General features: G+C 70.5%; 30 protein-coding genes and 1 pseudogene. 20 read left to right on the top strand and 11 right to left on the bottom strand.

Translation table 11 applies throughout. From position 1 onward, the window contains the following. Nucleotides 1-17 precede the first annotated feature (17 nt). Both cofC and npdG read left to right on the top strand, forming a co-directional pair. A complete protein-coding gene (cofC, locus tag KME78_RS61480) occupies nt 18-668 on the top strand; it encodes a 2-phospho-L-lactate guanylyltransferase (protein WP_219539550.1) in 651 nt (216 codons plus the stop codon). 4 nt (nt 669-672) lie between these two features. Further along, nucleotides 673-1,353, top strand: coding sequence for an NADPH-dependent F420 reductase (gene npdG / locus KME78_RS61475; RefSeq protein WP_219539549.1), 681 nt, complete (start codon nt 673-675; stop codon nt 1,351-1,353). Nucleotides 1,354-1,524: 171 nt separating this feature from the next. Here the strand turns inward: npdG and KME78_RS61470 are convergent, their stop codons facing one another. Next, the gene (locus tag KME78_RS61470) at nt 1,525-1,944 is read right to left on the bottom strand and encodes a PPOX class F420-dependent oxidoreductase (RefSeq protein ID WP_219539548.1); all 420 of its coding nucleotides are present in this window, start codon (nt 1,942-1,944) and stop codon (nt 1,525-1,527) included. A gap of 97 nt (nt 1,945-2,041) precedes the next feature. Between KME78_RS61470 and KME78_RS65775 the strand changes: the two genes are divergently transcribed. From KME78_RS65775 to KME78_RS61440, 6 genes and pseudogenes are all read left to right on the top strand, one after another. Beyond that, nucleotides 2,042-2,542, top strand: coding sequence for a MarR family winged helix-turn-helix transcriptional regulator (locus tag KME78_RS65775; RefSeq protein WP_219539547.1), 501 nt, complete (start codon nt 2,042-2,044; stop codon nt 2,540-2,542). A gap of 92 nt (nt 2,543-2,634) precedes the next feature. Beyond that, nucleotides 2,635-3,336 (top strand): annotated as a pseudogene (locus KME78_RS61460) (hydroxypyruvate isomerase family protein); the annotation flags it as partial. 95 nt (nt 3,337-3,431) lie between these two features. Continuing rightward, complete coding sequence (locus KME78_RS61455; protein WP_219539546.1) at nt 3,432-4,874, top strand: MFS transporter; 1,443 nt, start codon at nt 3,432-3,434, stop codon at nt 4,872-4,874. Further along, a complete protein-coding gene (locus tag KME78_RS61450) occupies nt 4,871-5,743 on the top strand; it encodes a helix-turn-helix domain-containing protein (RefSeq protein ID WP_308127593.1) in 873 nt (290 codons plus the stop codon). Before KME78_RS61455 ends, KME78_RS61450 begins: the two co-directional genes overlap by 4 nt. Nucleotides 5,744-5,911: 168 nt before the next feature. Next, a complete protein-coding gene (locus KME78_RS67780; protein ID WP_219539545.1) occupies nt 5,912-7,333 on the top strand; it encodes an ankyrin repeat domain-containing protein in 1,422 nt (473 codons plus the stop codon). Between the two features lie 63 nt (nt 7,334-7,396). Then, the gene (locus tag KME78_RS61440) at nt 7,397-7,792 is read left to right on the top strand and encodes a VOC family protein (RefSeq protein ID WP_246654981.1); all 396 of its coding nucleotides are present in this window, start codon (nt 7,397-7,399) and stop codon (nt 7,790-7,792) included. An 18-nt stretch (nt 7,793-7,810) separates the two neighbouring features. Here the strand turns inward: KME78_RS61440 and KME78_RS61435 are convergent, their stop codons facing one another. Beyond that, a complete protein-coding gene (locus KME78_RS61435; RefSeq protein ID WP_219539544.1) occupies nt 7,811-8,482 on the bottom strand; it encodes a carboxylesterase family protein in 672 nt (223 codons plus the stop codon). A 50-nt stretch (nt 8,483-8,532) separates the two neighbouring features. Further along, nucleotides 8,533-9,390, bottom strand: coding sequence for an alpha/beta fold hydrolase (locus KME78_RS61430; RefSeq protein WP_219539543.1), 858 nt, complete (start codon nt 9,388-9,390; stop codon nt 8,533-8,535). A gap of 76 nt (nt 9,391-9,466) precedes the next feature. On the opposite strand from KME78_RS61430, the gene KME78_RS61425 reads away from it, so the two are divergent. From KME78_RS61425 to KME78_RS61415, 3 genes are all read left to right on the top strand, one after another. Beyond that, entirely contained in the window at nt 9,467-10,300 is an 834-nt protein-coding gene (locus KME78_RS61425) for a helix-turn-helix domain-containing protein (protein WP_308127592.1), read from the top strand. Nucleotides 10,301-10,422: 122 nt separating this feature from the next. Continuing rightward, a complete protein-coding gene (gene wrbA, locus KME78_RS61420) occupies nt 10,423-11,031 on the top strand; it encodes an NAD(P)H:quinone oxidoreductase (RefSeq protein ID WP_219539542.1) in 609 nt (202 codons plus the stop codon). Nucleotides 11,032-11,058: 27 nt separating this feature from the next. After that, the gene (locus KME78_RS61415) at nt 11,059-11,487 is read left to right on the top strand and encodes a YybH family protein (RefSeq protein ID WP_219539541.1); all 429 of its coding nucleotides are present in this window, start codon (nt 11,059-11,061) and stop codon (nt 11,485-11,487) included. A 53-nt stretch (nt 11,488-11,540) separates the two neighbouring features. On the opposite strand, the gene KME78_RS61410 is transcribed toward KME78_RS61415, so the two are convergent. Then, entirely contained in the window at nt 11,541-12,197 is a 657-nt protein-coding gene (locus KME78_RS61410) for a CBS domain-containing protein (protein ID WP_219539540.1), read from the bottom strand. 209 nt (nt 12,198-12,406) lie between these two features. On the opposite strand from KME78_RS61410, the gene KME78_RS61405 reads away from it, so the two are divergent. Together KME78_RS61405 and KME78_RS61400 are read left to right on the top strand one after the other, a co-directional pair. Continuing rightward, entirely contained in the window at nt 12,407-13,300 is an 894-nt protein-coding gene (locus KME78_RS61405; protein ID WP_219539539.1) for an ABC transporter ATP-binding protein, read from the top strand. Beyond that, nucleotides 13,297-14,880, top strand: coding sequence for an ABC transporter permease (locus tag KME78_RS61400; RefSeq protein WP_219539538.1), 1,584 nt, complete (start codon nt 13,297-13,299; stop codon nt 14,878-14,880). Before KME78_RS61405 ends, KME78_RS61400 begins: the two co-directional genes overlap by 4 nt. Nucleotides 14,881-14,885: 5 nt before the next feature. On the opposite strand, the gene KME78_RS61395 is transcribed toward KME78_RS61400, so the two are convergent. Together KME78_RS61395 and KME78_RS61390 are read right to left on the bottom strand one after the other, a co-directional pair. Further along, nucleotides 14,886-15,362: a nitroreductase family deazaflavin-dependent oxidoreductase gene (locus KME78_RS61395; RefSeq protein WP_219539537.1), complete on the bottom strand. Its 477-nt coding sequence runs from the start codon at nt 15,360-15,362 to the stop codon at nt 14,886-14,888. Beyond that, on the bottom strand, nt 15,362-15,814 hold the full coding sequence (locus tag KME78_RS61390; protein ID WP_219539536.1) for a winged helix-turn-helix transcriptional regulator: 453 nt from the start codon (nt 15,812-15,814) through the stop codon (nt 15,362-15,364). Before KME78_RS61390 ends, KME78_RS61395 begins: the two co-directional genes overlap by 1 nt. A 91-nt stretch (nt 15,815-15,905) precedes the next feature. Here KME78_RS61390 and KME78_RS61385 point away from each other — a divergent pair, with 91 nt between their 5' ends. After that, complete coding sequence (locus KME78_RS61385; RefSeq protein ID WP_219539535.1) at nt 15,906-16,499, top strand: dihydrofolate reductase family protein; 594 nt, start codon at nt 15,906-15,908, stop codon at nt 16,497-16,499. Nucleotides 16,500-16,541: 42 nt separating this feature from the next. After that, nucleotides 16,542-16,928, top strand: a complete 387-nt coding sequence (locus KME78_RS61380) for a PPOX class F420-dependent oxidoreductase (RefSeq protein WP_219539534.1) — start codon at nt 16,542-16,544, stop codon at nt 16,926-16,928. A 6-nt stretch (nt 16,929-16,934) separates the two neighbouring features. Here the strand turns inward: KME78_RS61380 and KME78_RS61375 are convergent, their stop codons facing one another. The 4 genes from KME78_RS61375 to KME78_RS61360 form a co-directional block, all read right to left on the bottom strand. Continuing rightward, on the bottom strand, nt 16,935-17,594 hold the full coding sequence (locus KME78_RS61375) for a response regulator (RefSeq protein WP_219539533.1): 660 nt from the start codon (nt 17,592-17,594) through the stop codon (nt 16,935-16,937). Between the two features lie 28 nt (nt 17,595-17,622). Next, a complete protein-coding gene (locus KME78_RS61370) occupies nt 17,623-18,780 on the bottom strand; it encodes a sensor histidine kinase (RefSeq protein ID WP_219539532.1) in 1,158 nt (385 codons plus the stop codon). A gap of 211 nt (nt 18,781-18,991) precedes the next feature. After that, nucleotides 18,992-19,168 carry a hypothetical protein gene (locus KME78_RS61365; protein ID WP_219539531.1) on the bottom strand — a complete coding sequence of 59 codons (177 nt, stop codon included), beginning with the start codon at nt 19,166-19,168 and terminating at the stop codon, nt 18,992-18,994. A 52-nt stretch (nt 19,169-19,220) separates the two neighbouring features. Continuing rightward, a complete protein-coding gene (locus KME78_RS61360) occupies nt 19,221-20,153 on the bottom strand; it encodes a zinc-dependent alcohol dehydrogenase (RefSeq protein WP_219539530.1) in 933 nt (310 codons plus the stop codon). An 87-nt stretch (nt 20,154-20,240) separates the two neighbouring features. Here KME78_RS61360 and KME78_RS61355 point away from each other — a divergent pair, with 87 nt between their 5' ends. The 3 genes from KME78_RS61355 to KME78_RS61345 all read left to right on the top strand — a co-directional run bounded on the left by KME78_RS61355 (nt 20,241) and on the right by KME78_RS61345 (nt 22,358). Continuing rightward, on the top strand, nt 20,241-20,951 hold the full coding sequence (locus KME78_RS61355) for a TetR/AcrR family transcriptional regulator (protein ID WP_219539529.1): 711 nt from the start codon (nt 20,241-20,243) through the stop codon (nt 20,949-20,951). Nucleotides 20,952-21,052: 101 nt separating this feature from the next. Further along, nucleotides 21,053-22,042: a BtrH N-terminal domain-containing protein gene (locus KME78_RS61350; RefSeq protein WP_219539528.1), complete on the top strand. Its 990-nt coding sequence runs from the start codon at nt 21,053-21,055 to the stop codon at nt 22,040-22,042. A gap of 172 nt (nt 22,043-22,214) precedes the next feature. Beyond that, complete coding sequence (locus KME78_RS61345) at nt 22,215-22,358, top strand: hypothetical protein (protein ID WP_219539527.1); 144 nt, start codon at nt 22,215-22,217, stop codon at nt 22,356-22,358. A gap of 24 nt (nt 22,359-22,382) precedes the next feature. Here the strand turns inward: KME78_RS61345 and KME78_RS61340 are convergent, their stop codons facing one another. Further along, on the bottom strand, nt 22,383-23,237 hold the full coding sequence (locus KME78_RS61340) for an SDR family oxidoreductase (RefSeq protein WP_219539526.1): 855 nt from the start codon (nt 23,235-23,237) through the stop codon (nt 22,383-22,385). 110 nt (nt 23,238-23,347) lie between these two features. On the opposite strand from KME78_RS61340, the gene KME78_RS61335 reads away from it, so the two are divergent. Next, nucleotides 23,348-23,803 (top strand): MarR family winged helix-turn-helix transcriptional regulator, encoded by a 456-nt coding sequence (locus KME78_RS61335; protein ID WP_219539525.1) that lies wholly within the window; start codon nt 23,348-23,350, stop codon nt 23,801-23,803. A 169-nt stretch (nt 23,804-23,972) separates the two neighbouring features. Continuing rightward, the coding region (locus KME78_RS61330) for a cation-transporting P-type ATPase (protein ID WP_246654977.1) at nt 23,973-24,279 on the top strand (307 nt) is incomplete at its 3' end.

Genomic DNA, 24,279 nt, shown 5'->3' with positions numbered 1-24,279 from the left:
TTCGGGTGGAGCATGACGTGGACCTGGTCGTCCCGATCAAGAGACTGGACCGGGCGAAGTCGCGGTTGCGTGGCGCCGTGCCGGCGTACGAGCACGCCGACCTCGTGCTGGCGCTGCTGCTGGACACCGTGACAGCGGCCGCACAGGCCGACGGGGTCCGGCGGATCCTCGTGGTCTGCGAGGACGAGCGGATCCCGGCGGCGCTGGCCGGCACCGGCGTGGAGTGCGTCGACAAGCGCGGCCTTCCCGGCCTGAACGCGGCCCTGGCGTTCGGCGCGGCGTACCTGCGCGGGCCGAACGACACGGTCGGCGCGGAGCACCCGCGCACGCCCAACGGCACGGTCGGCGCGCTGCAGGCCGATCTGCCCGCGCTGCGCCCGGCGGACCTGTCCGCGGCGATCGAGGAGGCCGCCGGGCGGCGGGCGTACTGTGCGGACCGGCCGGGCACCGGGACCACGCTGCTGCTGGCCGCACCCGGCGAGCCGCTCCACCCGCGCTTCGGCCGGCGCTCCGCCGACGCGCACGTCGCTTCGGGCGCCGTGCGGGTCGGCGGGTCGCTGGCGTCACTGCGCTGCGACGTGGACACCGAGTCCGATCTCGCCGTCGCGGCCGAGATCGGACTCGGGAAGTTCACCCTCGCCCGTACGACCGCCGCATCCGGCGGATGAGCGAATGACCGATTCACCACAGGAGGAAACATTGACCGACGTGACAGGCCTGACAGTGGGCGTGCTCGGGGGCACCGGCCCGCAGGGGAAGGGCCTCGCATTGCGCTGGGCCACGGCCGGCATCAAGGTGATCATCGGCTCGCGAAGCGCCGAGCGCGCCGAGGCGGCCGCCGCCGAACTGGGTGACGGCGTGACCGGCATGGACAACCAGGACACGGCCGCGATGGCGGACGTGGTGCTCGTCGCGGTGCCTTGGGAGGGCCACGGTGAGCTGCTGACCTCGCTGCGCGACCGGCTCGCCGGCAAGATCGTCATCGACTGCGTGAACCCGCTCGGCTTCGACAAGCAGGGCCCGTTCGCGCTTGCCGTCGAGGAGGGGAGCGCCGCACAGCAGGCGGAGCAGTTGCTGCCGGAGTCCCGGGTGACGGCCGCCTTCCACCACGTGTCGGCGGTGCACCTCGCCGACCTGTCGATCACCGAGCTGCGCACCGACGTACTCGTGCTCGGCGACGATCGCGAGGCCACCGACCTGGTGCGCGCGCTGGCCGACGCGGTGCCGGGCATACGAGGCGTGTACGGCGGGCGGCTGCGCAACGCCCACCAGGTGGAGGCGCTGACCGCCAACCTGATCGCGATCAACCGCCGGCACAAGGCACACGCGGGAATCCGCATCACCGACGTGTGATGATCACGCCGCCACCGTCTCGCCGCCGAGCGTCGGTTCGCGAGCGCCGCGCCGCTGGCGTCGGTTCGCGAGCGCCGCGCCGCTGGCGTCGGTTCGCGAGCGCCGCTCGGCGAGACGGTGGCGAACGTCGCTGCGTTTCTGTGATGGATGGCCCACGCCGGGGGTGTCCGGCTACGCGCCCGGGGCTTGATGCACGGTGCGCTGGACGTGGACCTCGCGGTCATGGGTGAACGGCTGACCCTCCAGGTTGAAGCTCCACGACACGGTGGGAGTGATCCGCATGTAGGACGCGGGCCCGAACTGGCCCGGGCGCTCGACGAGTTCGGCGTCGCCGTAGATCCGCAGGTAGCGGGGCGTCCACGGATCGGCCGACGGCAGGTCGTCGATGACGAGCGCGACCTTGGTGTTCCCGTCCCGGACATTGCGGAATTTCCGCGTCTTGTCTGGATCGATGCCGCCCACGTACAGGTACGTGCCGTCGAACTCGAACCCCACCGGCACCACGTCCGGCTGATCGTCGGCCGAGACGGTGGCGATCCGGGCCAGTCGCTGGGATCGCAGGTAGGCGAGCTCTTCTTCGTTGAAAGACACCTGGGGCCTCCTCATGTGACGATCCGCGCACGGTGGCGAAAGTTCACGCCACACACTGTATGCGCCATTAACTATATGCGTACTGTACCGTAGTGCCGTGGATGAGACGGCGCAAGCGATGGTGGCCGCTGGGCCGGGGTGCGTAACGGATGGCGTGCACGACGCGGAGATGGACGTCGCCACCGGGCTGGTTCAGCTCACCGGGCTGGTGCAGGGCATCTATACCCGCGTCTCCGAACGCCACGATCTGACCCCCGTCCAGGCCAGGCTGCTGTGCGTCCTGCTCGGCGGCCCCAGGGGCATGGCCGAGCTCGCCCGCTGCTTCGGCGTGGAGAAGGCCGCGCTCACCGGCCTCATGAACCGTGCCGAGCGGCGCGGCCTCGCCCAGCGATCATCGGTACCCGGCGACCGGCGTGCGGTGCAGGTGACGCTGACCGACGCCGGCCGCCAGGCGGCGATCGCCTTCCACGCCGAGGTGAGCGCGGAGCTGGGCCATCTCACCTCGCAGCTCACCCCCCACGACCGCGAACTGTTCCGCGGCATGACGGCCGAGATCATCGCCAGGTGCAGGACGTCGTCCCTCTCGGACACGTGCTGACCTCGTTCCGCGCGGAAGACCGCGCCGATCGGCTCGGTCAATAGGCGGGGCACCGCCATGACCTCGAACCGGACGTCGTCGCGAAGGCGGCCGGGTTCGAAGCCGTCGCGTTCTGGTGGCCCTTCGCCGAGGCGGTGCCCTCCGACACCGAGGCCGACGCCTTCGTCGCGGCGGTCCGCGATGCCGGAGTGCGGCTCGTCGGGCTCAACTTCTTCGCCGGGAACATGCCCGAAGGCGACCGTGGCGTCGTCTCGTGGCCCGGCCGCGCCGACGAGTTCCGGGAGAGCGTCGAGGCCGCGGTGAGCATCGGCGGGCAACTCGGCGTGTCGGGCTTCAACGCCTCGTACGGCAACAGGCTCGACGGCTACGAACCCGCACGACAAGACGCGCTCGCTCTGGAGAACCTCGCCCTGACGGCCGAGAAGGCGAGCGGTATCGGCGCGACGGTCTTCCTCGAGCCGATCAGCGGCGCCGAGCGCTACCCGCTCAAAACCGCGGCCGACGCGGTCGAGGTGATCGACCAGGTAGCCGGCGTCATGCTGCTCGCGGACTTCTACCACCTGGCCGTCAATGGTGACGACGTCGCAGCCGTGATCGCCGAGCACATCGAGCGGATCGCGCACGTCCAGATCGCCGACGCGCCGGGACGCGGCGAGCCAGGCACCGTAGAACTGCCGCTCCGGCGCTGGATCGACGAGGTCTACGCGGCCGGATACACCGGATGGGTAGGGCTTGAATACAAGCCGGCCACCGATGATCCCTTCGCCTGGCTGCCCCGCGAAGAGCGCGCTTGACGAACCATTCCACCCCGGTTTGAGGCTTTTCGTAGGCCGCGCTGTGGCAGAAGGCCAAAAGTCTCCGGGACTTGTTCAACGACAGGCTTGACGTCATGAGTGTTCATGACAACAACGGAGCGGACGGCGGTGTGAACACCGTCTCCCCTTCGTGGCGGGAGTTACTGGGCCCGGAGCATGCCGGCGCGGCGATCGTGCTGGCCGTCGGGGTGCTGGTCGGCGCGGTCAACATCTATCTGGCCTCTAGCCTGCTGCCGACCGTGGTGGCCGACATCGGCGGCAGCGGCTTCTACGCGTGGAACATGACGATCTACCTGGTCGCCATGGTGATCGCGACGATGCTGGTCAGCCGCCTCGCGGGCCGCTGGGGCAACGTGGGTGCCTACCTGATCGGCTTCGGCGCGTTCCTGGCGGGCTCGCTGGCCTGCGCGGTGAGCCCGGTGATGCCGGTGCTGCTGTCCGGCCGCGCCGTCCAAGGGTTGGGGGCGGGGCTGCTGTCCGGATTAGGCTTCGCCGCCGTTCGGTCGGCTCTGCCGGAGCGGCTGTGGGCGCGCGGCAATGCGCTGATGTCGGCGATGTACGGCGTGGGCAACTTCGTCGGTCCGGCGCTCGGCGGCCTGTTCGCCCAGTTCGGCGCGTGGCGGCCGGCGTTCGTGGCGATGGCGGTGATCGCGGCGGTGTGCGGCCTGTTCGTACCTCGGGTGCTGCCGCGTGGCGAACGCGGCGATGTCCAGGCACCCGTCCCGCTCGTGTCGCTGCTGCTGGTCACCGCGGCCACGGCGGCGGTCAGTCTGGCGGGGGTGCTGCCCGGCGCGATGGCCATGGCGTCCGGCATCGTGGTGGCGCTGCTGCTGGTGGCCGGGTTCGTCGTCCACGAGCGGCGGAGCGGGCCGCGGGTCTTCCCGCGTACGACCTACCAGCCGGGTTCGCCGTTGAAGTGGGTGTATCTGACGCTGGCGCTGCTGGCCTTCGGCGTGGCGGTGGAGTCGTTCGTGCCGTTGTTCGGCCAGCGGCTGGGCGGGCTGGCCCCGGCCGTGGCCGGGTTCTTCGGGGCGGCGATCTCGCTGGGGTGGTCGTCGACCCAGCTGGTCAGCTCGTCGGCGGTCAAGGAGCGGACGATTCGCCGGTTGCGGGTGACCGGGCCGCTGGTGCTGGCGCTCGGCTTCCTCGTTCAGGGGCTGCTGCAGCGCCAGGACGCGCCGGGCTGGCTGGTGTTCGTCTGGGTGCCGGTGCTGCTCGTCGCGGGTGCCGGCATCGGGCTGGCCTATCCGCATCTGGCCGTGGCGGTGATGTCCAGCACCCGGGATCCGGAGGAGGGACGGCGGGCGGCCGCCGCGATCGCCACGGTGACGAGCTTGTCGATCGCGTTCGGCACGGCGGTCGCCGGCGTCCTGGTCAACCTGGGCGGCACCTCGATGCTCGACTCGGCCCGCTACACGCTGTTCGGATTCGCGATCATCTGCGCCCTCGGCTCCGTCACCGCCGCCCGGGGCGACACGCTGAAGGAGGTGCGGGCCGTACGCGGCGAGCCGGCGTGACCACCTTCATCCACCCGAGCTGTCCTTCCGTGGAGACCACCGCCCACCCGCCGTACTGTGGCAGGGTGAGCTCGCCTGCTGATCAGCTGTCCACCGCCCTGGCGCCGTTCGTGGCGAGGCTGAATGCGTACGATCTGGGGCCGGGCGCGGTCGGCCTTCATCGCGGGCTGCCCTCGTCCACGGTGTCGATCACGATCCCCGAGGAGGACTCGCTCGAGATCGCGTGGGCCGGGCGGCCCGGCTCGCGCAGACGGCTCCGGGCTGTTGTGGCCGGGCTCCATCTGAACGCGGCTGAGCTCAGGCAAGAGGGGTGCACGCGCGGCGTGTGGTTGACGCTCAGCCCGCTGGGTGCCGGCGCGCTGCTGGGGCACCCGGCGTCGGCGCTGGCCGGGCACATCTTCGATCTCGCCGACGTCGTCCCAGCGATGGCGGACCTGCCGGAGCGCCTGGCAGCCTGCCGGTCCTGGCCGCAACGTCGCGCCCTCGTCGAACACTCCCTGCTCACCGGCCTGGCCCGGCACGGCGAACCCGCCGCCCACGACAGACTGCGGGCCACACTCGCGGTCCTGTCCGGGACCACCCGGGTACAGGAGGCCGCTCAACGCCTCGGGTGCTCCCGGCGGCATCTGAGCAGTACGGTTCGTACCGAGTTCGGGGTGACCCCGAAGGAGTACCAGCGCCTCGTCCGCTTCGAGGCAGCCCGGGGACGGCTCGTGGCCGCCGCCCGTACCGGAGCGGTGAGTCTGGCGGCGGTGGCCGCCGCGTCGGGATTCGCCGATCAGGCGCACCTCACCCGGGAGTGGCGAGCCATGGCCGGGTGTACGCCCACCGAGTGGCTGCGCGCCGAAGGCCTGGCCTTGCGGGGTTAGAGCCCTTTGAAGAGGGCGGCGATTGGGTTAGGCTCAGGGTCGCGTTTCGGGGCGCGACCGGTCCGCGGGAAGGGCTCAGCCCACTCGACCCTCAGTACGTTTCTCATGTCATCCCTCCTTTTCGGCCCGAAGATGCGGACGTCGGGCATATCCGAAAGGGAGGTCTTCGTGACCAACCGTCTGCCCGAAAACCCCAGTCTCGACCACCTGAAGAACGAGGCCAAGCAACTGCTGCGCGGCGTACGCGCGGGCGAGATCCGCGCGCTCGCGACGGCGGGCGGGTGGTATCCAGGAGAGCTGTCCGAACTGCGGCTGGCCGGCGCCCAACTGGTGGTGGCCCGCAAGTACGGCTTCACGAGCTGGCCGCGGCTGCGCGCGCACCTGGCGATGGTGGGCGAGTTCGCGCGCCGGCCACACGAGGTGGGCCCGGCGGCCGACGCCGCGACTGAGTTCTTGCGGCTGGCCTGCCTGACCTACCACGCACCCCCGAACACCGAGGCCGCGGCGCGACTGCCGGCCGCCCATCCGCGGACAGGAGACGCGTCGGTGTGGACGATGGCGGCGGTCGGCGACGCCGCCGGGATGGCACGCGCGGTGGCGGCCGACCCCGCATCGGCGCGGGCACACGGCGGCCCGTTCGGCTGGGAGCCGCTGCTGTACCTGACCAGTTCACGGGTGACGCAGGCCGACGCCGTCGGGACGGCGCGGGTTCTGCTGGCGGCGGGCGCCGATCCGAACGCCGGCTACCTGCCTGAGGGGATGGCTCCGCCGTTCACCGCGTTGGCCGGGGCGCTGGGCGGAGGAGAGCTGGGGCAGCCACCGCACCCGCGGGACCTGGAGCTGGCCCGGGTGCTCCTGGAGGCGGGGGCGGACGCCAACGACGGCCAGGCCCTGTACAACCGCGGACTCCTCGGTGATGACACCGGCTACCTGGAGCTGCTGCTGGAGTTCGGGCTCGGCCGCGGGGACGGCGGGCCGTGGCGGGCCAGGCTGGGCCAGGTGCAGGACACGCCGGCCCGCATGCTGAACAACACGGTACTGACAACCGCGCTGCGCGGCCAGGCAGGCCGGATGCGGTGCCTGCTGGCGCACGGCGCGCCCGCCGACGCCACGTCCGACGGGCATCCCTCCTACGGGCGCACGGCGCTGGAGCTGGCGCTGCTGGGCGGGCATACGGAGGTCGCGCGGCTCCTGACCGACGCGGGCGCCTCCGGCACGCTAGGCGGGCTGGACGCCGTGGAAGCGGCGATCATGCGAGGGGATCGCGAGCGGCTCGAACGCCTGATGAGCCGCGACCGCACACTGGTCCGGCGCCTGCTGACAAAACGGCGGGACCTGCTCATCAAGGCCGCGGAGTACGGTCGGGTGCCTGCCGTACGGCTGGCCCGCGCGCTGGGCTTCGACGTGAACGCACGCCTTCCGTCGACGGCGTTGCACAAGGCGGCGCGGGCAGGCCACCTGCCGACGGTGCGAGCGCTGTTGGAGCTGGGAGCTGACCGGTCACTCCGGGATCACGACTACGATGCCACGCCGCTGGAGTGGGCACGCTCCGCCGGCCAGGCGGAGGTGGCGGAGCTCCTGAGCCGGTAGCGGCCGGCTCGCTCGTTCCCAGATGTTCAAGACCCCGCCGACGCCCGGCCTCACGATGGGTGCATGACACCAAATATCAACATCTCTCCTCGTCTCATCGTGCCTGACCCGGACCGTGCGTCGGCGTTCTACCAGGACGCCTTGGGCGCCGAGCAGGTGTTCCGTGCCCCGCTGAGCGACGATGGCCGGCCCACCGTCGTTGATCACCGTCTTGGCGGGGTGTCCTTGCGGGTCTCACCGGCCGTCGCAGCGTGGGGGTGGCTCGCACCAAGCGATCTCGGCGGCTCCGCGGTCCTGCTCGAGATAGAGGTCGACGACCCGGACGCGGTCGGCGAACGCATGGTCGCCCATGGCGCCGAGGTGGTCGTACCGATCGAGAACCGGCCCTACGGCAAGCGCTCGGGCCGCATCCGTGACCCCTTCGGCCACCTGTGGATCATCACCGGCGAGCTCCGCTGAACCGAACCTGCGACCCGTTCACTCCGTGGTCAGGAGGGAGCGTGCGATGTCCGCGTCCGGCGCCCGGACCAACGCCGCCGTACCCAGCCAGGTGGCGCCATCGTCGGACAGCAGCGGCCCGTAGGTGATCCGTGCCGGATCGCCGCCGAACCTGGCGATGTTGGCCCGTACCCATCGCAGCGCCGCCAGCTGATCCAGCAGGCCGAGGTTCGCGATCCCATCGTCGAGGAAATCGTCGAGGAAGAGGAAGCCATCGGCGGCCAGCCGGTAGTTGATGGTCACGCACACGATGCCGTCACGCGCGAACGCGCTGCCGTCGTATTCGCCGACCGACCCGGATCCGTTGGTGAACGAGCCGCCGTGAATCCAGACCAGCACCGGCAACCCGGCCGCGCCCGGGTCGGGTGTCCAGATGTTGAGGTTCAGGCAGTCCTCGCCAGGGATCACCACCTCTGGGAAGAGCGGGGCGTACTGCGGTGGGTAGTCGCCCTTGGGCGCCGTCGGGCCGTAGCCGGTGGCGTCGCGTTCGCCGTTCCAGGGCTGGACGGGCTGCGGCGGTCTCATCCGGTTCGCGCCGAACGGAGCTGCCGCATAGGGGATGCCGAGGAAGGCGGAGATCCCTGACGTGACCGTGCCGCGGACGGCTCCATCCTTGAGCTGAACGAGCGGGCCCTGCCGCGGACCGGCCATGTGTTGCTCCTTCGCTGTGGGAGGGGTACGTACCGGCCGGCCCGCGCTGTCTACATCGCGGCGTGGATCGCGGCGAAGGGCAGGAGGAGTTCGGCGGTGCGCGGCGGATCCTCGAGTATGGGTGAGTGTCCGAGACCGGGCAGCAACTCGACGTGCGCGCCCGGAACGGTGCGATAGTCGGCGGCGGATGAGGAACGCCATCGGCGGTCGTCCTCGCCGAAGATCACCAGTAGCGGCTTGCCCAGGGTCATCAGCCGATCCGGGAGCGCCTGCTCCTGGAGGTAGCCGACGGTGTCCCGCATCGTCGTGGTGAGTGAGTGGAAGGTCATGGCGCGCACCTCGTCCAGGAGCTCCTGCGGGATCTGGTAGCCCGCGCGGCTGAAACCGGTGCTCGCGAACTGCCGGAGCTGCTCGTCGGTCGGCGGCCACTGCGCGGGGTCGATCGCGGCGGCCGCCGAGGGGATGAAGGCGTCCAGGCTGGGTCCGGTGTTGATCAGCGCGAGCGCGGTCACGAGGTCGGGGCGCTGTTCGGCGAGGGCGGTGGCGACGACTCCGCCGCTGGAGTGGCCGACGACTACGGCGTGCTCGACGCCGAGCCGGTCCAGTACCACGCCGACCCGGCGTCCCTGGTCCGGGGTCGCGTAGCTACGGTCGTCCGGTTTGGCCGACCGGCCGTGCCCGAGCAGGTCGATCCGGATGACGCGATGGGATCCGGTCAGCAGCGGAACCAGCGCGTCCCACGAGCGGGTCGAGGACGCGGAGCCGTGGATGAGCAGGAGCGCGGGGGCGTCGCGGGGGCCGTCCTGGCACACGTAGATGTCGCCGTCGTCCAGGGACAGGGACAGGGACGTACTCTCGGTGGCTTCGGCGTCGTCTTTCACGTGCGGTCCGCCGTCGGAAATGGTCATGAGCCCACTGTCGCCGCTGGTGCGCGGTGGTGGATTGGACAAATGTTCCCCTCCGTCGGCCGCATAGCATGGGGCGGTGCGTACGTTCGTGCATGGTGCGGCTGTGTGGGATGTCGCACGCCCGCGGCGGCGCAGCCGGGTGGCCGGTGTCACCATGGCCGGGTTCCGTGTCCGTGACCTGGACGCGCTTCGGATGGTCCCGCATCCGGCCGTGACGCTGCTTCTGGAGTTCGGCACCGGTGCGCCCGTCGTGGACTATGCCGGCGGGCGGCAGCAGCGGGGAAGTGTCGTCGCCGGGCCCGGGATCGGGTCCGGAGGCGCGGTCTGGGCGCGGGGGGAGAACGTCGAGTGCGTACAGGTGCGCCTGTCCCCGGTGATCGCACGCGCGGTTCTGGGCGTCTCCCCCGCCGACCTCGACGGTGCCGTGGTGGCCCTCGATGATCTGTGGGGCCGCGAGGCGTCACGGATCCGTGAGCGACTGGGCGAGGCCTCGTCGTGGCAGGATCGCTTCGCGTTGACGGACGCGCTGCTCGCTCGCCGGTACGAGGCGGGGCCGCCGGTGGACCCGGAGGTCGCCTGGGCCTGGGACCGGATCGTCGGCGACCGCGGCCTGGTCCGGGTCGACGGGCTCGCGGGCGAGGTCGGGTGGAGCCGTAAGCGCCTGTGGTCCCGGTTCCGGTCGCAGCTCGGCCTGCCGCCCAAGCGCGCCGTGAAGCTGGTCCGCTTCGACCATGCCGCCCACCGCCTGGTCGCGGGTGAGGGGGCGGCCCGGGTCGCGGCCGACGGCGGCTACACCGACCAGTCCCACCTGCATCGGGACGTGGTGGCGTTCACCGGAGTGACCCCCGCGAACGTGGCCGGCGAGCCGTTTCTGGCGGTTGACGACATCGCGTGGGCCATAGCCCCTTAAGGTCCCCGCCTGACGCCAGGCGGTTCCTGTCGCGTTGGCCGGAGAGCGCGAAACGTCGCCTCACATTGCGGACGGCTGTGTCGTCGTATCGATGAACCGTACGCGAAAGAAGGAAACCGATCATGGAACCCGTGAAGGTCGCGATCATTTACTACAGCGCGACAGGCACCATCCATACCCTCGCGCAAGCCGCCGCCGAGGGCGCCGAGAAGGCCGGCGCCGACATCCGACTGCGCAAAGTCGCCGAAACCGCCCCGCCGGAAGCGATCAGCGCCAGGCCGGAATGGGCCCAGCACCTGCAGGACACCGCTGACGTCACCGAGGCCGGCCACGACGACCTGGAATGGGCCGACGCCGTGCTGTTCGGCACTCCCACCCGGTTCGGCAGCCCGGCCAGCCAGCTCCGGGCGTTCATCGACACCACCGGCCCGCTGTGGTTCCAGGGCAAGCTCGCCGACAAGGTGTACTCGGCCTTCACCGCCTCCAACACCGCCCACGGCGGACAGGAATCCACCTTGCTGGCCCTGGGCAACACCTTCTACCACTGGGGCGGCATCATCGTGCCTCCCGGCTACACCGACCCCGTCCAGTTCCAGTCGGGCAACCCCTACGGCACCTCCCACGTGGTCGGCGACGGCCCACCCAGTGAGGTGATCTTGCAGGCGGCCCGGCACCAGGCCCGCCGCGTGGTCGACACCGCGGCCGCGCTCAAGGCCGGCCGCGCCGCCTGATCAAGCACGCATTGAACGGAGGATGCGATGACCACCAACGACTCCGAGATTAGGGCGTTCTTGGAGAGTCGAGTCGATGCCTGCCAGAAAAAGGACATTGATCGACTCATGTCACATTATTCTTCCGACATCGTTTATTACGATGTCGTGCCCCCTCTCCAGTTCGCGGGAGCCGATGAAGTCCGCGGCAACTTCGTGCGATGGTTCAATGAATACGATGGCCCCATCGGCCTGGAAACGCACGATCTGACCATCGCGACCAGTGCAGATGTCGCGTTCGCGCACATGCTTCACCTGGACAGCGGGACGCGGAAGAACGGGCTTCAGACCGCGATATGGGTACGATCGACGGTTTGCTGCCGACGGTCAGATGACAAGTGGTTGATCACGCACGAACACATCTCAGTGCCGATCAACCCTCAGAATCTTCAAGCCTGGTTTCCGCCGGAGATGTGAGCCTGTGCGGTCGGAATGGGGCGCCGCACTGGTTGCGGCGTCCCAGCCGGCGCCTACAGGAGCGGCGGGACGATGAGGAGGTCGTCTTTGTCGTAGGTGAGCTCGGAGACGACGTCGATCACACCCTCCACCCGGCGGACCTCCTCCATCAGCCGAACAGCCTGGGAACCGCGCGCCACCCGGCCGCTGATCGTCACCACTCCGCCCGAGACGCTGACGGACACCGGTGTCAGGTCACCGATCACGGCTTTGACCTCGCTCTCCAGCCGCCCCGCGGACCGGGTGAAGACACGCAGCACGTCCGACTGGTGCAGGGTGCCGACGATGCGCCCGGTGACCGCGTCGATCACCGGCAGCTGCTTGATCCGCTTCTCGTGCATCAACCGCGCCGCGTCGCGAACCGGTGCCGCCGGCGTCACGGTGAGCGCGGGCGTGCTCATGAGCGCGGAGGCGGTGACAGCGGCCGCCTTCTCGTGCTCCTCACGGCGCTTGCGGCTCTCGAAGATCGAGAGGCCGTGCCGTACCGGGTCCACCTCCTTGAGCAGCAGATCGTCTTCGGAGACGACCCCCACAGGCCGGCAATCAGCGTCGACCACGCTGACCGCTCCGACGGCGTATCGCCGCATCGTGCGGACGATCTCGGCGAACGACGCGTCCTCCAGAACCGCGATGGCGACGTTCCTCATGACGTCCCTGACCTCGACGGACATGACGGTCTCCTCTCACCTCTCCCCCGCAACGATGCTCTTCGGGCGGCATGGGAGGCATGAGGCGAACGTCCCTCGTCGCCGAGTCTTTGGTCCCGGTTCGGGATAAACCCGCGTCTGGTGTGGAGGGGTCGGTGGTGTTAACGTCGATCCTGGAGCGCCGGGAAGCCTGGTCGGCAACGTCATATCGGACCGGCTTCAAGGAGGCGCCCATGCCGGGCAATCCAGCCATCCTCATCAGTGGGCTGACCAAGTCCTTCGGGCGTGTGCGCGCCCTGGACGGGCTCGACCTCACCGTGGACACGGGCGAGGTGCACGGCTTCCTCGGCCCGAACGGCGCGGGCAAGACCACCACCTTGCGTATCCTGCTCGGCCTGCTGCGGGCCGGTTCCGGCCACGCCGAACTCCTCGGTGGCCACCCATGGCGCGACGCGGTCGAGCTGCACCGGCGCCTGGCCTACGTACCGGGCGATGTCGTGCTCTGGCCGACGTTGTCCGGTGGCGAGGCCATCGACCTGCTCGGGCGCCTACGCGGCGGGCTCGACCAGCGGCGCAAGAAGGCGCTGCTGGAGCTCTTCGACCTCGACCCGACCAAGAAGGGCCGCGCCTACTCCAAAGGCAACCGGCAGAAGGTGGCCCTCGTCGCGGCCCTGGCCTCCGAGGTGGAGCTGCTGCTGCTGGACGAGCCGACCGCCGGGCTCGACCCGCTGATGGAGGCGGCCTTCCGCGCGTGCGTCTCCGAGGAGCGCGGCAACGGCCGTACGGTGCTGCTGTCCAGCCACATCCTGTCCGAGGTCGAGGCCCTGTGCGACCGGGTCACCATCGTCCGCGACGGCCGAGCCGTCGAGAGCGGCACCCTGGCGCAGTTACGCCACCTGACCCGTAGCTCCGTCACCGCCGAGCTCGACCGGATCCCCGACGGCCTGGCCGGGCTGGCGGGCGTGCACGAGCTGGCGGTCAGCGGCTCGCGCGTGCGCTTCGAGGTCGAGGCCGACCGGCTCGGCGACGCGCTGCGACTGCTTACCGACGCGGGCGTACGCAGCCTCACCTGCCAACCGCCCACCCTGGAAGAGCTGTTCCTGCGGCACTATCAGAGCGCGTCATGACGGGCACGTTCGCGCTGGTACGGCTGGCGTTGCGCCGTGACCGCCTCCTTCTGCCGGTCTGGATCCTGATCATCACCGGTGCCATCGCGGCCACCGCCTCGGCGATCGGGGAGCTCTACCCCGGCATGGCGCAACGTGTCGCCCTGGGCGTCACCATCGGCTCGGCCCCCGCGCTGCGGGCGCTCACCGGCCCGGTCTTCGACGCGACCTCGGTGGGTGGTCTGACCGCCTGGCGAGCGACCACCCTGGCCACCGGACTGGCCGGCCTGATGAGCATCATGGTGGTGACCAGGCACACCCGCGCGGAGGAGGAGACCGGCCGCGCCGAGCTGATCGGGGCCTGCGCGGTCGGCCGGCACGCGATCCCGGCGGCCGCGGTGATCGTGGCAGGTGGCGCCAACCTCCTCATCGCGCTCCTCATCACCGTGGCTCTGACCGGCCAAGGACTTCCCGGCGCCGGCGCGCTCGGGTTCGGGCTCGCGGTGGGCGGGACCGGGTGGGTGTTCGTCGGCATCGCCGTGGTGGCCGCGCAGGTGACCGAGCACGCCCGCACCGCCAACGGGCTGGCCGTCTCGGCACTCGGCCTGGCCTACCTGCTGCGGGCCTCAGGTGACGCCGCCGAGGTCGAGGCGCTGGCGTGGGTGTCGCCGTTGGGCTGGGCTCAGCGGGTGCGAGCTTTCGCCGGCGAACGCTGGTGGGTGGTCGGCCTGCTGGCGCTGGCCGGACTCCTCCTGGTCGGGCTGGCCGCGCTGCTGGCCAGGCGGCGAGATTTGGGCGCCGGGCTGCTGCCGCCCCGGCTGGGCCCGTCGGACGCGGCGCCGAGCCTGGCCGGTGCGCCGGCGCTGGCGTGGCGGTTGCAGCGGGGCGTACTGCTGGGCTGGGTGATCGGCTTCGCGATCGCCGGGGCCATGTTCGGCTCGCTGGCCCAGAGCGTGGGTGACATCGTCAACGACAACCCTCAGCTCGCCGCGATCCTGCAGCGGCTGGGCGGCGCGGGGGCGCTGGTGGACACCTTCCTGGCCGCCGTGATGGGGCTGCTCGGCCTGGCCGTGGGCGGTTTCGCCGTACAGGCCACGCTGCGGTTGCAGGGCGAAGAGACCGGCCTCCGCGCCGAGCCCGTGCTGGCGACGACCGTACCCCGCTGGCGGTGGACGCTCAGCCACCTGGTCATCGCCGTGGGCGGCACCCCGATCGTCATCACGGCCGGCGGCCTGGCGGCCGGGCTGGCTCACGGCGTACGAACGGGCGAGGTCGGCGAGCAGGTCCCCCGGCTGCTGGGCGCGGCCTGGGTACAGGTGCCCGCGGCGTGGGTACTGGCCGGGATCGCGATGCTGCTGTTCGGCCTGCTGCCCCGGCTGACCGCCCTGGCCTGGGCGGCTCTGGTGGCCTTCGCCCTGCTCGGTCAGCTCGGTGAGCTGCTCCAGCTCGATGACTGGATCAGGAACCTGTCGCCCTTCGCCCATCTCCCCCAGGTGCCCGGTGGCGAGGTGAGCGCCGCGCCGCTGCTCTGGTTGACCGCCGTCGCGATGGCGCTCGTTCTGACCGGTGTCGCCGCCTTCCAGCGGCGCGACCTGGCGTGATGGGGTCAGTGGGCGCGTGGTGCGAACCGTACGAACGGGATGCGACGGCCGACCTCCCGGTAGTCCTGCGTGCTGCCGTCGATCGCGAAGCCCATGATCTTGCAGAGCCGGCGGGCGGCGGCCGGGTGACGAGGCGCGTACCGGGCCATGATCTCCGCGCCCTCGTCGACGGGGAGCGGGGTGGCGGTCACCTGGAGGGTGCGGCCACCGATCTGGATGGTGACGTCTGGGGTCTTCAAGATGTTCTGGTACCAGTCGGCCTTCGGCCCGAATCCGGAGGCGGCCACGTAGCCGTGCTCTCCGTGTTCGATGACCTCGATGACGGCCTGACGCGGCCGGCCGGAGACGCGGCCGATGTGGGCGAGCAGCATGATCCGGCGGCCCAGCAGCGAGCCCAGCCCTAGCCGGTACAGCCCGATGGGGAGCCGCCACAGCCTGCGGCGCAGCCCGGTGGGCAGACTGGGCTTTTTGATGATCTGCATCACGCGGCTGCTCCCGGGCCTGGCAGTGGGTCGATGTCGTTCGCGTGCATCGGCTCGCCGCAGTGGGCGCAGCGCAGGTCGACGTGGCTGATCTCGCCGCACGCGTGATGGCGGTAGAGCACCGGCGGGCCGGCCTCGCCGGCGAGCCACTTGTCCCCCCAGCCGGTCATGACCATGAGCAGGTCGACGAGCTCGGCACCCTTCTCCGTCAGGTGGTACTCGAAACGCGGCCGGTTGTCGTACGGGTGGCGCTCGAGGACGCCCTGGTCGACGAGGTGGTTGAGCCGCTCGGTCAGCACCTTGCGCGAGATCCCGAGGTCGGCCTGGAGCTGGTCGAAGCGGCTCAGGCCCACCCATACGTCACGCAGGATCAGCGGCGACCACGGCTCTCCGATCACGTCCAGGGTGCGCGCGATGGAGCAGGCCATCTCCCCAAAATTCGTGCGTTGCATGGCATCAGTCTAGCAATTGGGGTTCCCTTACGGAACTTAATCGTGTTACGGTAACGGAGTCTCCTCAAGGAACCCCGAAAGGATCACGCAGATGAGCAAGGTCATCAGCGCCCACGCGGTGTCGGTCGACGGTTACATCACCGGTCGCGACCCGGGCGCCGGGCACGGGCTGGGCGACGGAACGATGCTCTTCGACTGGTACTTCGGTGGCGACACGCCCAGTCAGGTGTTCGACGGGTTCCGGCTGAGCGAACCCAGTGCCCGCGTCTTCGACGCCCTCGCCGCACGCGTGGGCGCGGTCGTGGCGGGGCGCAACACCTATGAGGACTCCGACCACTTCGGCGGCGGCAGCCCGCACCCGAAGGCCCGGCTGTTCGTCCTCAGCCATCGAGCGGCGCCGGAGATGACCGAGCGGCAGACCCTGGTCACCACCGGCATCGAGGACGCCGTCGCGGCGGCGCGCGAGGCCGCCGATGGCAGGGACGTCGGCCTCATGGGCGGCGGCGTCGCGACCGCGGCCCTGAAGGCGGGGCTGGTCGACGAGGTGATCCTCCACCAGGTGCCGATCCTGCTCGGCGGCGGCCGCCCCTTCTTCCAGGCGCTGCCCGAGCACGTACGCCTGCGCCTGGTCGAAGCCGTCCCTGCGCCGGGCGTCACCCACCTCCACTACGAGGTCGAGCGCTGACCCCCCATCACCAATAAGCCCGCCCCGACTTCATGCCAGGAGATGATCCCGATGCTCAACCCCGACATCCGCCGCGTTCTCGACGGCACCTCGATCGCCCACCTCGCCACCATCCTCCCCGACGGTGCTCCCCACTCCGTTCCCGTCTGGATCGGCACGGAGGGCGACCACGTGGTGATCCTCACCGGCCCGCACACCCGCAAGGCCCGCAACATGCTGCGCGACCCGCGGGTCGCGTTCTCCCTGACGCCGGCCGACAACCCGTTCCAGCCGGTCATCCTCCACGGCAGGGTCGTCGAGTGGGTCGAGGGCGACGCCGCCTGGGAGATCGTCGACCGGATCTCCACGAAGTACATCGGCGGCCCCTACTCCCGCGACCAGGAGCGGCACGTCGCGCTCATCGAGCTCGATCGGCAGAGCATGGGCTGAGACGTGTCAGGTCACCAGGCCCCTGCGGTAGGCATAGACCACCGCCTGCACGCGGTCCCGCAGGTCGAGCTTGGTCAGGATGCGCGACACGTACGTCTTGACGGTTTCCTGGCTGATCACCAGCGTCGCGGCGATCTCGCTGTTGGACCTGCCGTCGGCGATGAGGCGCAGCACCTCCAGTTCGCGCGGGGTCAGCGCGTGGTCGTCCGGTGTGCCCTCGGCGGGCCGGATCCGGGCCGCGTACCTGCCGACGAGCTGCCGCGTCACCTCGGGGGCCAGCAGCGCGGCGCCGGAGGCGACGGTGCGGATGCCGTTCAGCAGCTGCGCCGGTGGGGCGTCCTTGAGCAGGAACCCGCTCGCCCCCGCGCGCAGCGCCTCGTACACGTACTTGTCCAGGTTGAACGTCGTCACCACGAGCACCTTGACGGGCCGCGCCACCCCGGCACCGGCCAGCAGGCGGGTCGCCTCGATGCCGTCGAGCACGGGCATGCGGACGTCCATCACCACCACGTCGGGGCGCAGCCGGCCGGCGAGGTCGACCGCGGCCTGCCCGTCCCCGCACTCTCCTACCGCCTCGAGATCGGGCTGCGCATCGATGATCGTCGCGAACCCGGTGCGGATCAGCGCCTGGTCGTCGCAGATCAGGACGCGGATCGGCGCGGTCACGACAGGCTCCCGGCGCGGATCGGCGCGGTCACGACGGGCTCCCGGCCGGGATGCGCGCCCGTACGACGAAACCGCCGCCCGTCCGCCGGTCGGCGCTGAAGTCGCCGCCCAGAACGTCGACCCGTTCGCGGAGTCCGGCCAGGCCCTTCCCGCCCCCGCCGGGAGACCCGGCGCGTGTGCCGGAACCGTCCGTGCTGACCTCCACGGTGATCTCCCTTCCGCCGTGGCGCACCCGCACCGAGGTGCGGCTGCCGTGGGCGTGCTTGAGGGCGTTGGTCAGGGCCTCCTGTACGACCCGGTAGGCCACGAGGTCGGCAGTGCCGGTCGACTCCGCGGGCGTGCCCTCCTCGGTGAACTCCACCGGCTGCCCGGCCTGGCGGGTCTGCTCTACGAGCGTGAGCAGTCTGCCGGCGGGCGGCGTTCTGGTCTCGGTGCCGTGGCCGGGGTTGAGCAGGTCGAGCAGGTGCCGCAGGTCGGTGATGGCCCGCCGGCCGGTGTCGGTGATGGCGGTCAGGCTCTGGTCGAGGCGATCGGGCGCGGCGCTCAGATAGCGGCCCGCCTCGGCCTGCACGACCATCGCCGTCACATGATGGGTCACGACGTCGTGGAGCTCGCGAGCGATACGGGTGCGTTCGGCGGTACGGGTGTCCTCGGCGACGCGACGGCGGCGTTCGGTCTCCGCGGCCCGGATGGAGCGCTGCCGCACCCCGATGCCCCACGCGAGGGCCAGGCACAGGTAGAACAGCACGAACCCGGCCGGCGATTCGGCGCCCGAACCGAGCACGAAGAGCGCGACCGCCAGCAGCACGTACGCCGCGGAGAAGGCCAGCACGGTGCCGCGCCGATGCCGTTCCAGATGGAAGCCCACGCCCAGCAGCGCGATGGCCAGCGCGGTGCCCGCGAGCGAGTGGTAGCCGCGGAGCTGGTCGACGGCGAAACCGAGCGACACCAGGGCGAGGCAGAGGACCGGCCACCGCCCCAGCCCGGCCAGCGGGAGGCACTGGAGCGCGACGGCCACGACGGCGAGCACGTCGAAGGGACGGGCGGGCAGGCCGCCGAGCTGCGTCCCATAGCTGTGCAACGCCGGCATGAGCGACCCGGCAAGGAGCAGCAGCCCGGCCGGCAGATACCGGAGCGTGACGTCGATGCGGCGCCACAGCTCCGGGACCCGCGCCAAAGCGATCACCGGGAGAGTGTAGTGGCGGCGATCGGCTCGGCGCGCCGGCGGCGGGGCACCACGGCCAACACCAGTCTCATGAAGACTCCTTCGTCAGATCCGCGCCCGGAGGGCCGCGACCGCCTCGAACGCTACGGATCCGGCGGCCCGTGATCGTCACCACACGGTGGACACCTGCGGGTAGCTCGCACGGGGGACCTACTCGCGCCGCGTCCGGCCGTCAGCCGGGCAGCCGGCGTGGTCGCGGCTCCACGAACTCCCAGCCCATCACCTGACCGCCGGCCAGCAACTCCTCGACCGACGGGTCGTGGGTCTCGTCAGCGGGTGCGGGAAGATCGTACGACTCGTAGCGGGGCGGGTGGTCGAACGAGCTGACCACGGCTGCGCTGATTTCCATCGGCCCTTCCTCACGTCGTTGGTGTCACGGACTCATTTCCTCGAGGGCGCCGTCAGGGGTGCAGGACCACCTTGATCGCGCCGGCGGACCGGTCGGCGGCCACCCGGAACGCCTCGCTCGCCGCCGCCAGCGGGAACCGGTGCGTGATGACGGTCTCCGCGATCTCCGGCTGGTCGGCCAGCATCGCGGCCACGTCGGCGAACTCGCGGCGGCCCTCGCGGTGGTCGTAGGCCATGGCGTTGACGTAGGTGAGCTCCTTCACCAGGCTCATCGGGCCCGGGAACGAGGCGGTCTCGAAGTACACGCTGACCACCACGACCCGGCCGCCCGGCCGGGCCAGCTCGGCGCATCGGGCCAGCGCGGTGGGCCCGCCGGCCGCGTCGATGACCACGTCGTACGGCCCGTGCGGGCGCCCGGCGCCCAGCTTGCCGGCGGCGCGCGCCTGGTGCTCGTAGCGTGCCTCGATGTCGACCTCGAACCCCATCCGGCGGGCGGCCGCGGCGGCCAGCAGCCCGATGGATCCGCCGCCCACGACGGCGACGCGTTCGCCGGCGACCAGCCCGGCCCGGCGCACTCCGTGCCAGGCCACCGAGCCCGGCTCGACCAGGCACGCGTCCTCCACCGGCAGCCCGCCGGGGAGCGGGAGCAGGGTGGAGTCCGGGACGACGATCTCCGAGGCCATCCCGCCGTCCCGGAAGATCCCCAGCACGCCGTGCCCCTCGGCGTCGCAGCGCTGGACGTTGCCGCTCGCGCACTCGGCGCAGCCGCCGCAGTAGAGCAGCGGTTCGACCGCCCAGGCCCGGCCGTCCGGGGTGGTGCCGGCCATTTCGTGCCCGTACGTGAAGTCGCGCAGCCCCATGGCGGCGAGCGACACGTCGGTGCCGCAGATCCCCGCGGCGGCGATGTGCAGCCGCACGCCCGGCCCGGACGGCCTGTCGACCGTGACGGCGCGGATGCCGGATTCGGTGCTCCTGACGGCGAGCATGATGGTCCCTTCGATAGCGTAACCTAAGCGAACGGAGTTCACTTAGGTTAAGTGAACACGGTTCGCTTAGTCAAGGGATAGGTACGCATGGAAGACGCCACGCCGATACGAGCAGGCACGGCAGCCTGGTGGCTGGCCCGGACCGCGAACGCCGATGACCGCCCGCGGCGTCGGCGGATACTGTCACTCGATCTGATCGCCGACACCGCGCTGTCCGTGCTGGACGCCGAAGGCGCGGAGGCACTGACCATGCGCCGTCTCGCCCAGCAGCTCCAGTGCAGTCAGGCCTCGCTCTATCGGCACGTCACCAGCCGCGACGAACTCATGGTCCTCGCCATGGATCGGGCCGTGGGGCTGGGCCTGGAGCCACCGCCGGAGGGCCTGGACTGGCGGCGGACCGTCGAATGGCAAGCGCACTCGTTCCGCGATTTCCTGCTCGCGCATCCGGGGCTGGTCCCGTTCCTGCGCGGCACCGAACGCCTGAGCCCGAGCTCACTGATCGGGATGGAGCACTCGCTGGGGCGGTTCATCGACATCGGGCTGAGTGTCCGGGAGGCCTACGCCACGGCGTCGGCGTTCGCCACCTTCGTGGTCGGCTCGGTGCAGTTCAACCTGGGGGTGGACACCGCGAGCCCGATGGAGCAGGGGCTGCGCCGCAGGCTCTACGAGGGTTTGGACCCTGACCACTACCCCATCCTGGTCGCCCATGCCGACGAGCTGTCCCGCATGGGCAGCCAGGAGGAGTTCGAGTTCGGCCTGGCCGCGCTGCTGGACGCCATCGAAGCCCGGCTGAGGTGACGATTCGCTCGGCTTCGCGGTGGACTCTCCCACCGTGGGAGAGTCCACCATGATGTCGGACAGATGACCCGGATGATCCTCCCCGTTCAGGAGAGCATGGCATGACCACGGCAAGAGACATCGATGCCCGCGGTACGCAGCACTGCGAGACGACAGCTCTGGGGGTGCTGCTGCGGCACCAAGGGCTCGATCTGTCCGAGCCGATGCTCTTCGGCCTCGGCTCCGGCCTGTCCTTCATCTACTGGGACAGCAAGAACATGGACTTCCCCTTCCTCGGCGGACGGGTCAAGCCTTTCGACCTCACCAGAAACCTGGCCGCTCGGCTCAAGCTGGAGCTCCTGGTCCAGGAAACCGCCTCGCCCCGCAAGGCATGGGAGAACGTGGTAGCCCCCATCGACGCCGGCCACCCCGTCGGGCTGCAGCTCGACAGCTACTACCTGGACTACTTCGGGTCGAAGGTGCACTTCGGCGGTCACTTCGTCGCCATGTACGGCTATGACGACCACGACGCCCACCTGGTGGACACCGACCAGCAAGGCGGAGCGGTATCCACCAGCCTGGCCGGCCTCGCCCAGGCCAGGGCCGCGCGCGGCCCGATGACCGCCAAGCACCGCTCCTTCACCCTCACCGTCACGAGGAACCTGCCCGACCCACAGAGCCGGATCATTCCCGCCATCACCGCCTGCGCCGACGCCTTCCTCAACCCGCCCATCGCCAACCTCGGCCACCGAGGCATCGACAAGGCCGCCAAGCTGGTACGCACCTGGCTCCAGCGCACCGACGACCCGCGACGGGACCTGCCGCAGGCCGCCCTCCTGATGGAGAAGGCCGGCACCGGCGGCGCCCTGTTCCGCAACCTCTACCGCGACTTCCTCGCCGAATGCGTCGAACTGCTCGACAGCGGTCACCTGCGCACCGGCCACGGGCTGTACTGCGAGGCAGCCGGCCTGTGGACGGCAGTCGCGGCGCTGATCACGAAGGCCGGTGAATCAGGCGATCCGCAGTGCCTCGTGCAGGCAGGCGCCATTCTCAGCGATCTTTCACGCATTGAGCACGAGGCCATGCGGGCACTGAGCTGCTTGAAAGAGTGAGAGCGCCTTTACATTGTAGATCAACGACCGCCCGAGCGGTGGCAACGCCCGCCCGATCATCCTGCGCGGTCAGTGTCTTTGGTCCCGCCGACCGGGGACGTTCGTCGCTGTCGCGCGACGGCCGCGGGCGCCCACCATGTGCTTGTACTGTTCCCATGGAGGTGAACCGATCATGATCGGCGGGCGAATGATCATGGAGTCGTCGGTGCTCGACGCCGAGCTCCTGTCACTGAAGAGGCGGGTTGACAAGCTGGAAGAGCTGGTCCGCACACTGACCGCCGCGAACCTCTCACGGCCAGGACAGCAGAACCCGTAAGCCGTCCACCCCCACGAACGCGGATCAGGCGATCCGGAAGGCGTCGGCGTTGCGTGCGCACCAGGCGGCGAAGGTGCGGGGCTTGCGCTGGAGCAGCCGCTCCACGGTGTCGGTACGGAACCCGGCGGTGTCGGCGCGCATGAGATGGAACCCCTCGGTGACGGCCTCAGCCAGCGCCGGGGGCGCCCCGTTGGGGAATCGCGAGGCGACGGCCTCCTCCGCGGTGGTCACCTCCCGGATCGCGATATCCCGGCCAGCCGCCGCAGCGAGGATCTTGACCTGTTCGGCGATGGTGAACAGCTCCTCGCCGGTGATGACGTATTCCTGGCCCGCGTGGCCGTCATCGGTCAGAGCCAAGGCGACGACGGCGGCGATGTCCGCGGGATCGATCGGCGCGTATCGGCCGGGGCCGACCGGATCGAGGACATAGCCCCCCTGGCGGATGGTGGGCAGCCAGTCGAAGGCGTTGGTCATGAAGCCGCCGGGTCGCAGGAAGGTGGCCGGGACGCCGGACGCTCGGATGGCCTGCTCGCGTTCGTGGTGCCAGCGGCCCATGGCGGGCATGGGGTCGCCGAGCACGTTGAACGAGGACAGGTGGACGATGTGGCGCACCCCCGCGGACTGGGCGGCGGCGACGGCGTGCCGGGTGTGGTCGAGGCCGATGCCGGGGGTGAGCAGGAACAACCGGTCGACTCCGGCGAAGGCGGCCGGCAGCGTGGCCGGGTCGTTCAGGTCCGCCACGACCCGTTCGGTCCGCTCGGGAAAGGCGGCGGCGCGAGCCGGGTCGCGGACCAGGATCCGGAACGGAGTGCCGGTCTCGTCCAGCTCGCGGACGAGCTCGCGGCCGACGTTCCCGGTGGCACCGGTGACCAGTATCATGAGAACTCCTAAATCGCGTACCGGTTAACGAACGAGGAGAACGCTAACCGGTTCATGATCTGCTGTCAATCGCCGTACGCCGCGCTCGCGACATCACCGGAGGCCTCGACGTGCCCGAATTCCTGGACATGCACAGCAAGGCGTCGAAGGTGCTGCGGGCGGCGGCAGAGGCGGCCGTGCGGCGTCATGGGCTGCACCTGGGGCAAGATCACCTGCTCGCGGTGCTGTGGCGGCAGGACGGCCGCACCCCGGGCGAGGTCGCCGCCGCGCTGAACGTCACCACCCCCAACGTGGTCAAGGCGGCCACCCGGATGACCGCGGCCGGCCTGCTCACCAGGCGCCGCGACGACCGGGACAACCGTCTGGTCCGGCTGTGGCTCACCGACGCCGGGCGCGCCCTGCAGGCACCCATCGAGAAGGAACGGCAGTTCCTCGAGGAGAAGGTCACCGCCGACCTCACCGAGACCGAACGCGAACACCTCCTCAGCGCACTGACGAAGATCCACCGCTCGGCGAACGCCCTGCTGGACTCCCCCAGCGATCAGCGCGGCCCGGCCACCACCTGACACCGCCTTCCCAAAGCCCCATGCCGGCTTGGGACTTTCGGCATTCCAAAAAGGGCAGGGCCAAGGGCTTTCGCCCCTACGACGACGCCGCGAATGGCGATCCCATGGAGAGGAGGGTCCACGATGCGGACCACAGCGGCCCGGAAGACAGCAGGTCAGAGAGGAAGGCATGGTGATTCCCGCACCCTCTGGGTTGTCGTCGGCGGAGGCGGCCGTGCGTCTGGAGCGGGACGGAGCCAACCTGCTCCCGCGCAAGCCGCCCGTTCCGTTGTGGCGGCGGGTGCTGACCCAGCTTCGCGATCCGCTGATCATCGTGCTGCTCGTGGCGGCGGCGTTGACCATCGTCACAGGCGACTGGACCGACACGGCCGTCATCATGCTCGTGATCGTGGTCAACACCTCCGTCGGGGTGGCGCAGGAGATCCGCGCCGACCGAGCCATCACGGCGTTGTCCCAGCTCACCGCCCCTGTGGCCC

This window comes from Nonomuraea guangzhouensis (genome assembly GCF_019396345.1).
Classification (GTDB): Bacteria; Actinomycetota; Actinomycetes; order Streptosporangiales; family Streptosporangiaceae; genus Nonomuraea; species Nonomuraea guangzhouensis.
The sequence above is the reverse complement of the archived record's forward strand: the minus strand, read 5'-3'. Positions and strand labels throughout refer to the sequence as shown.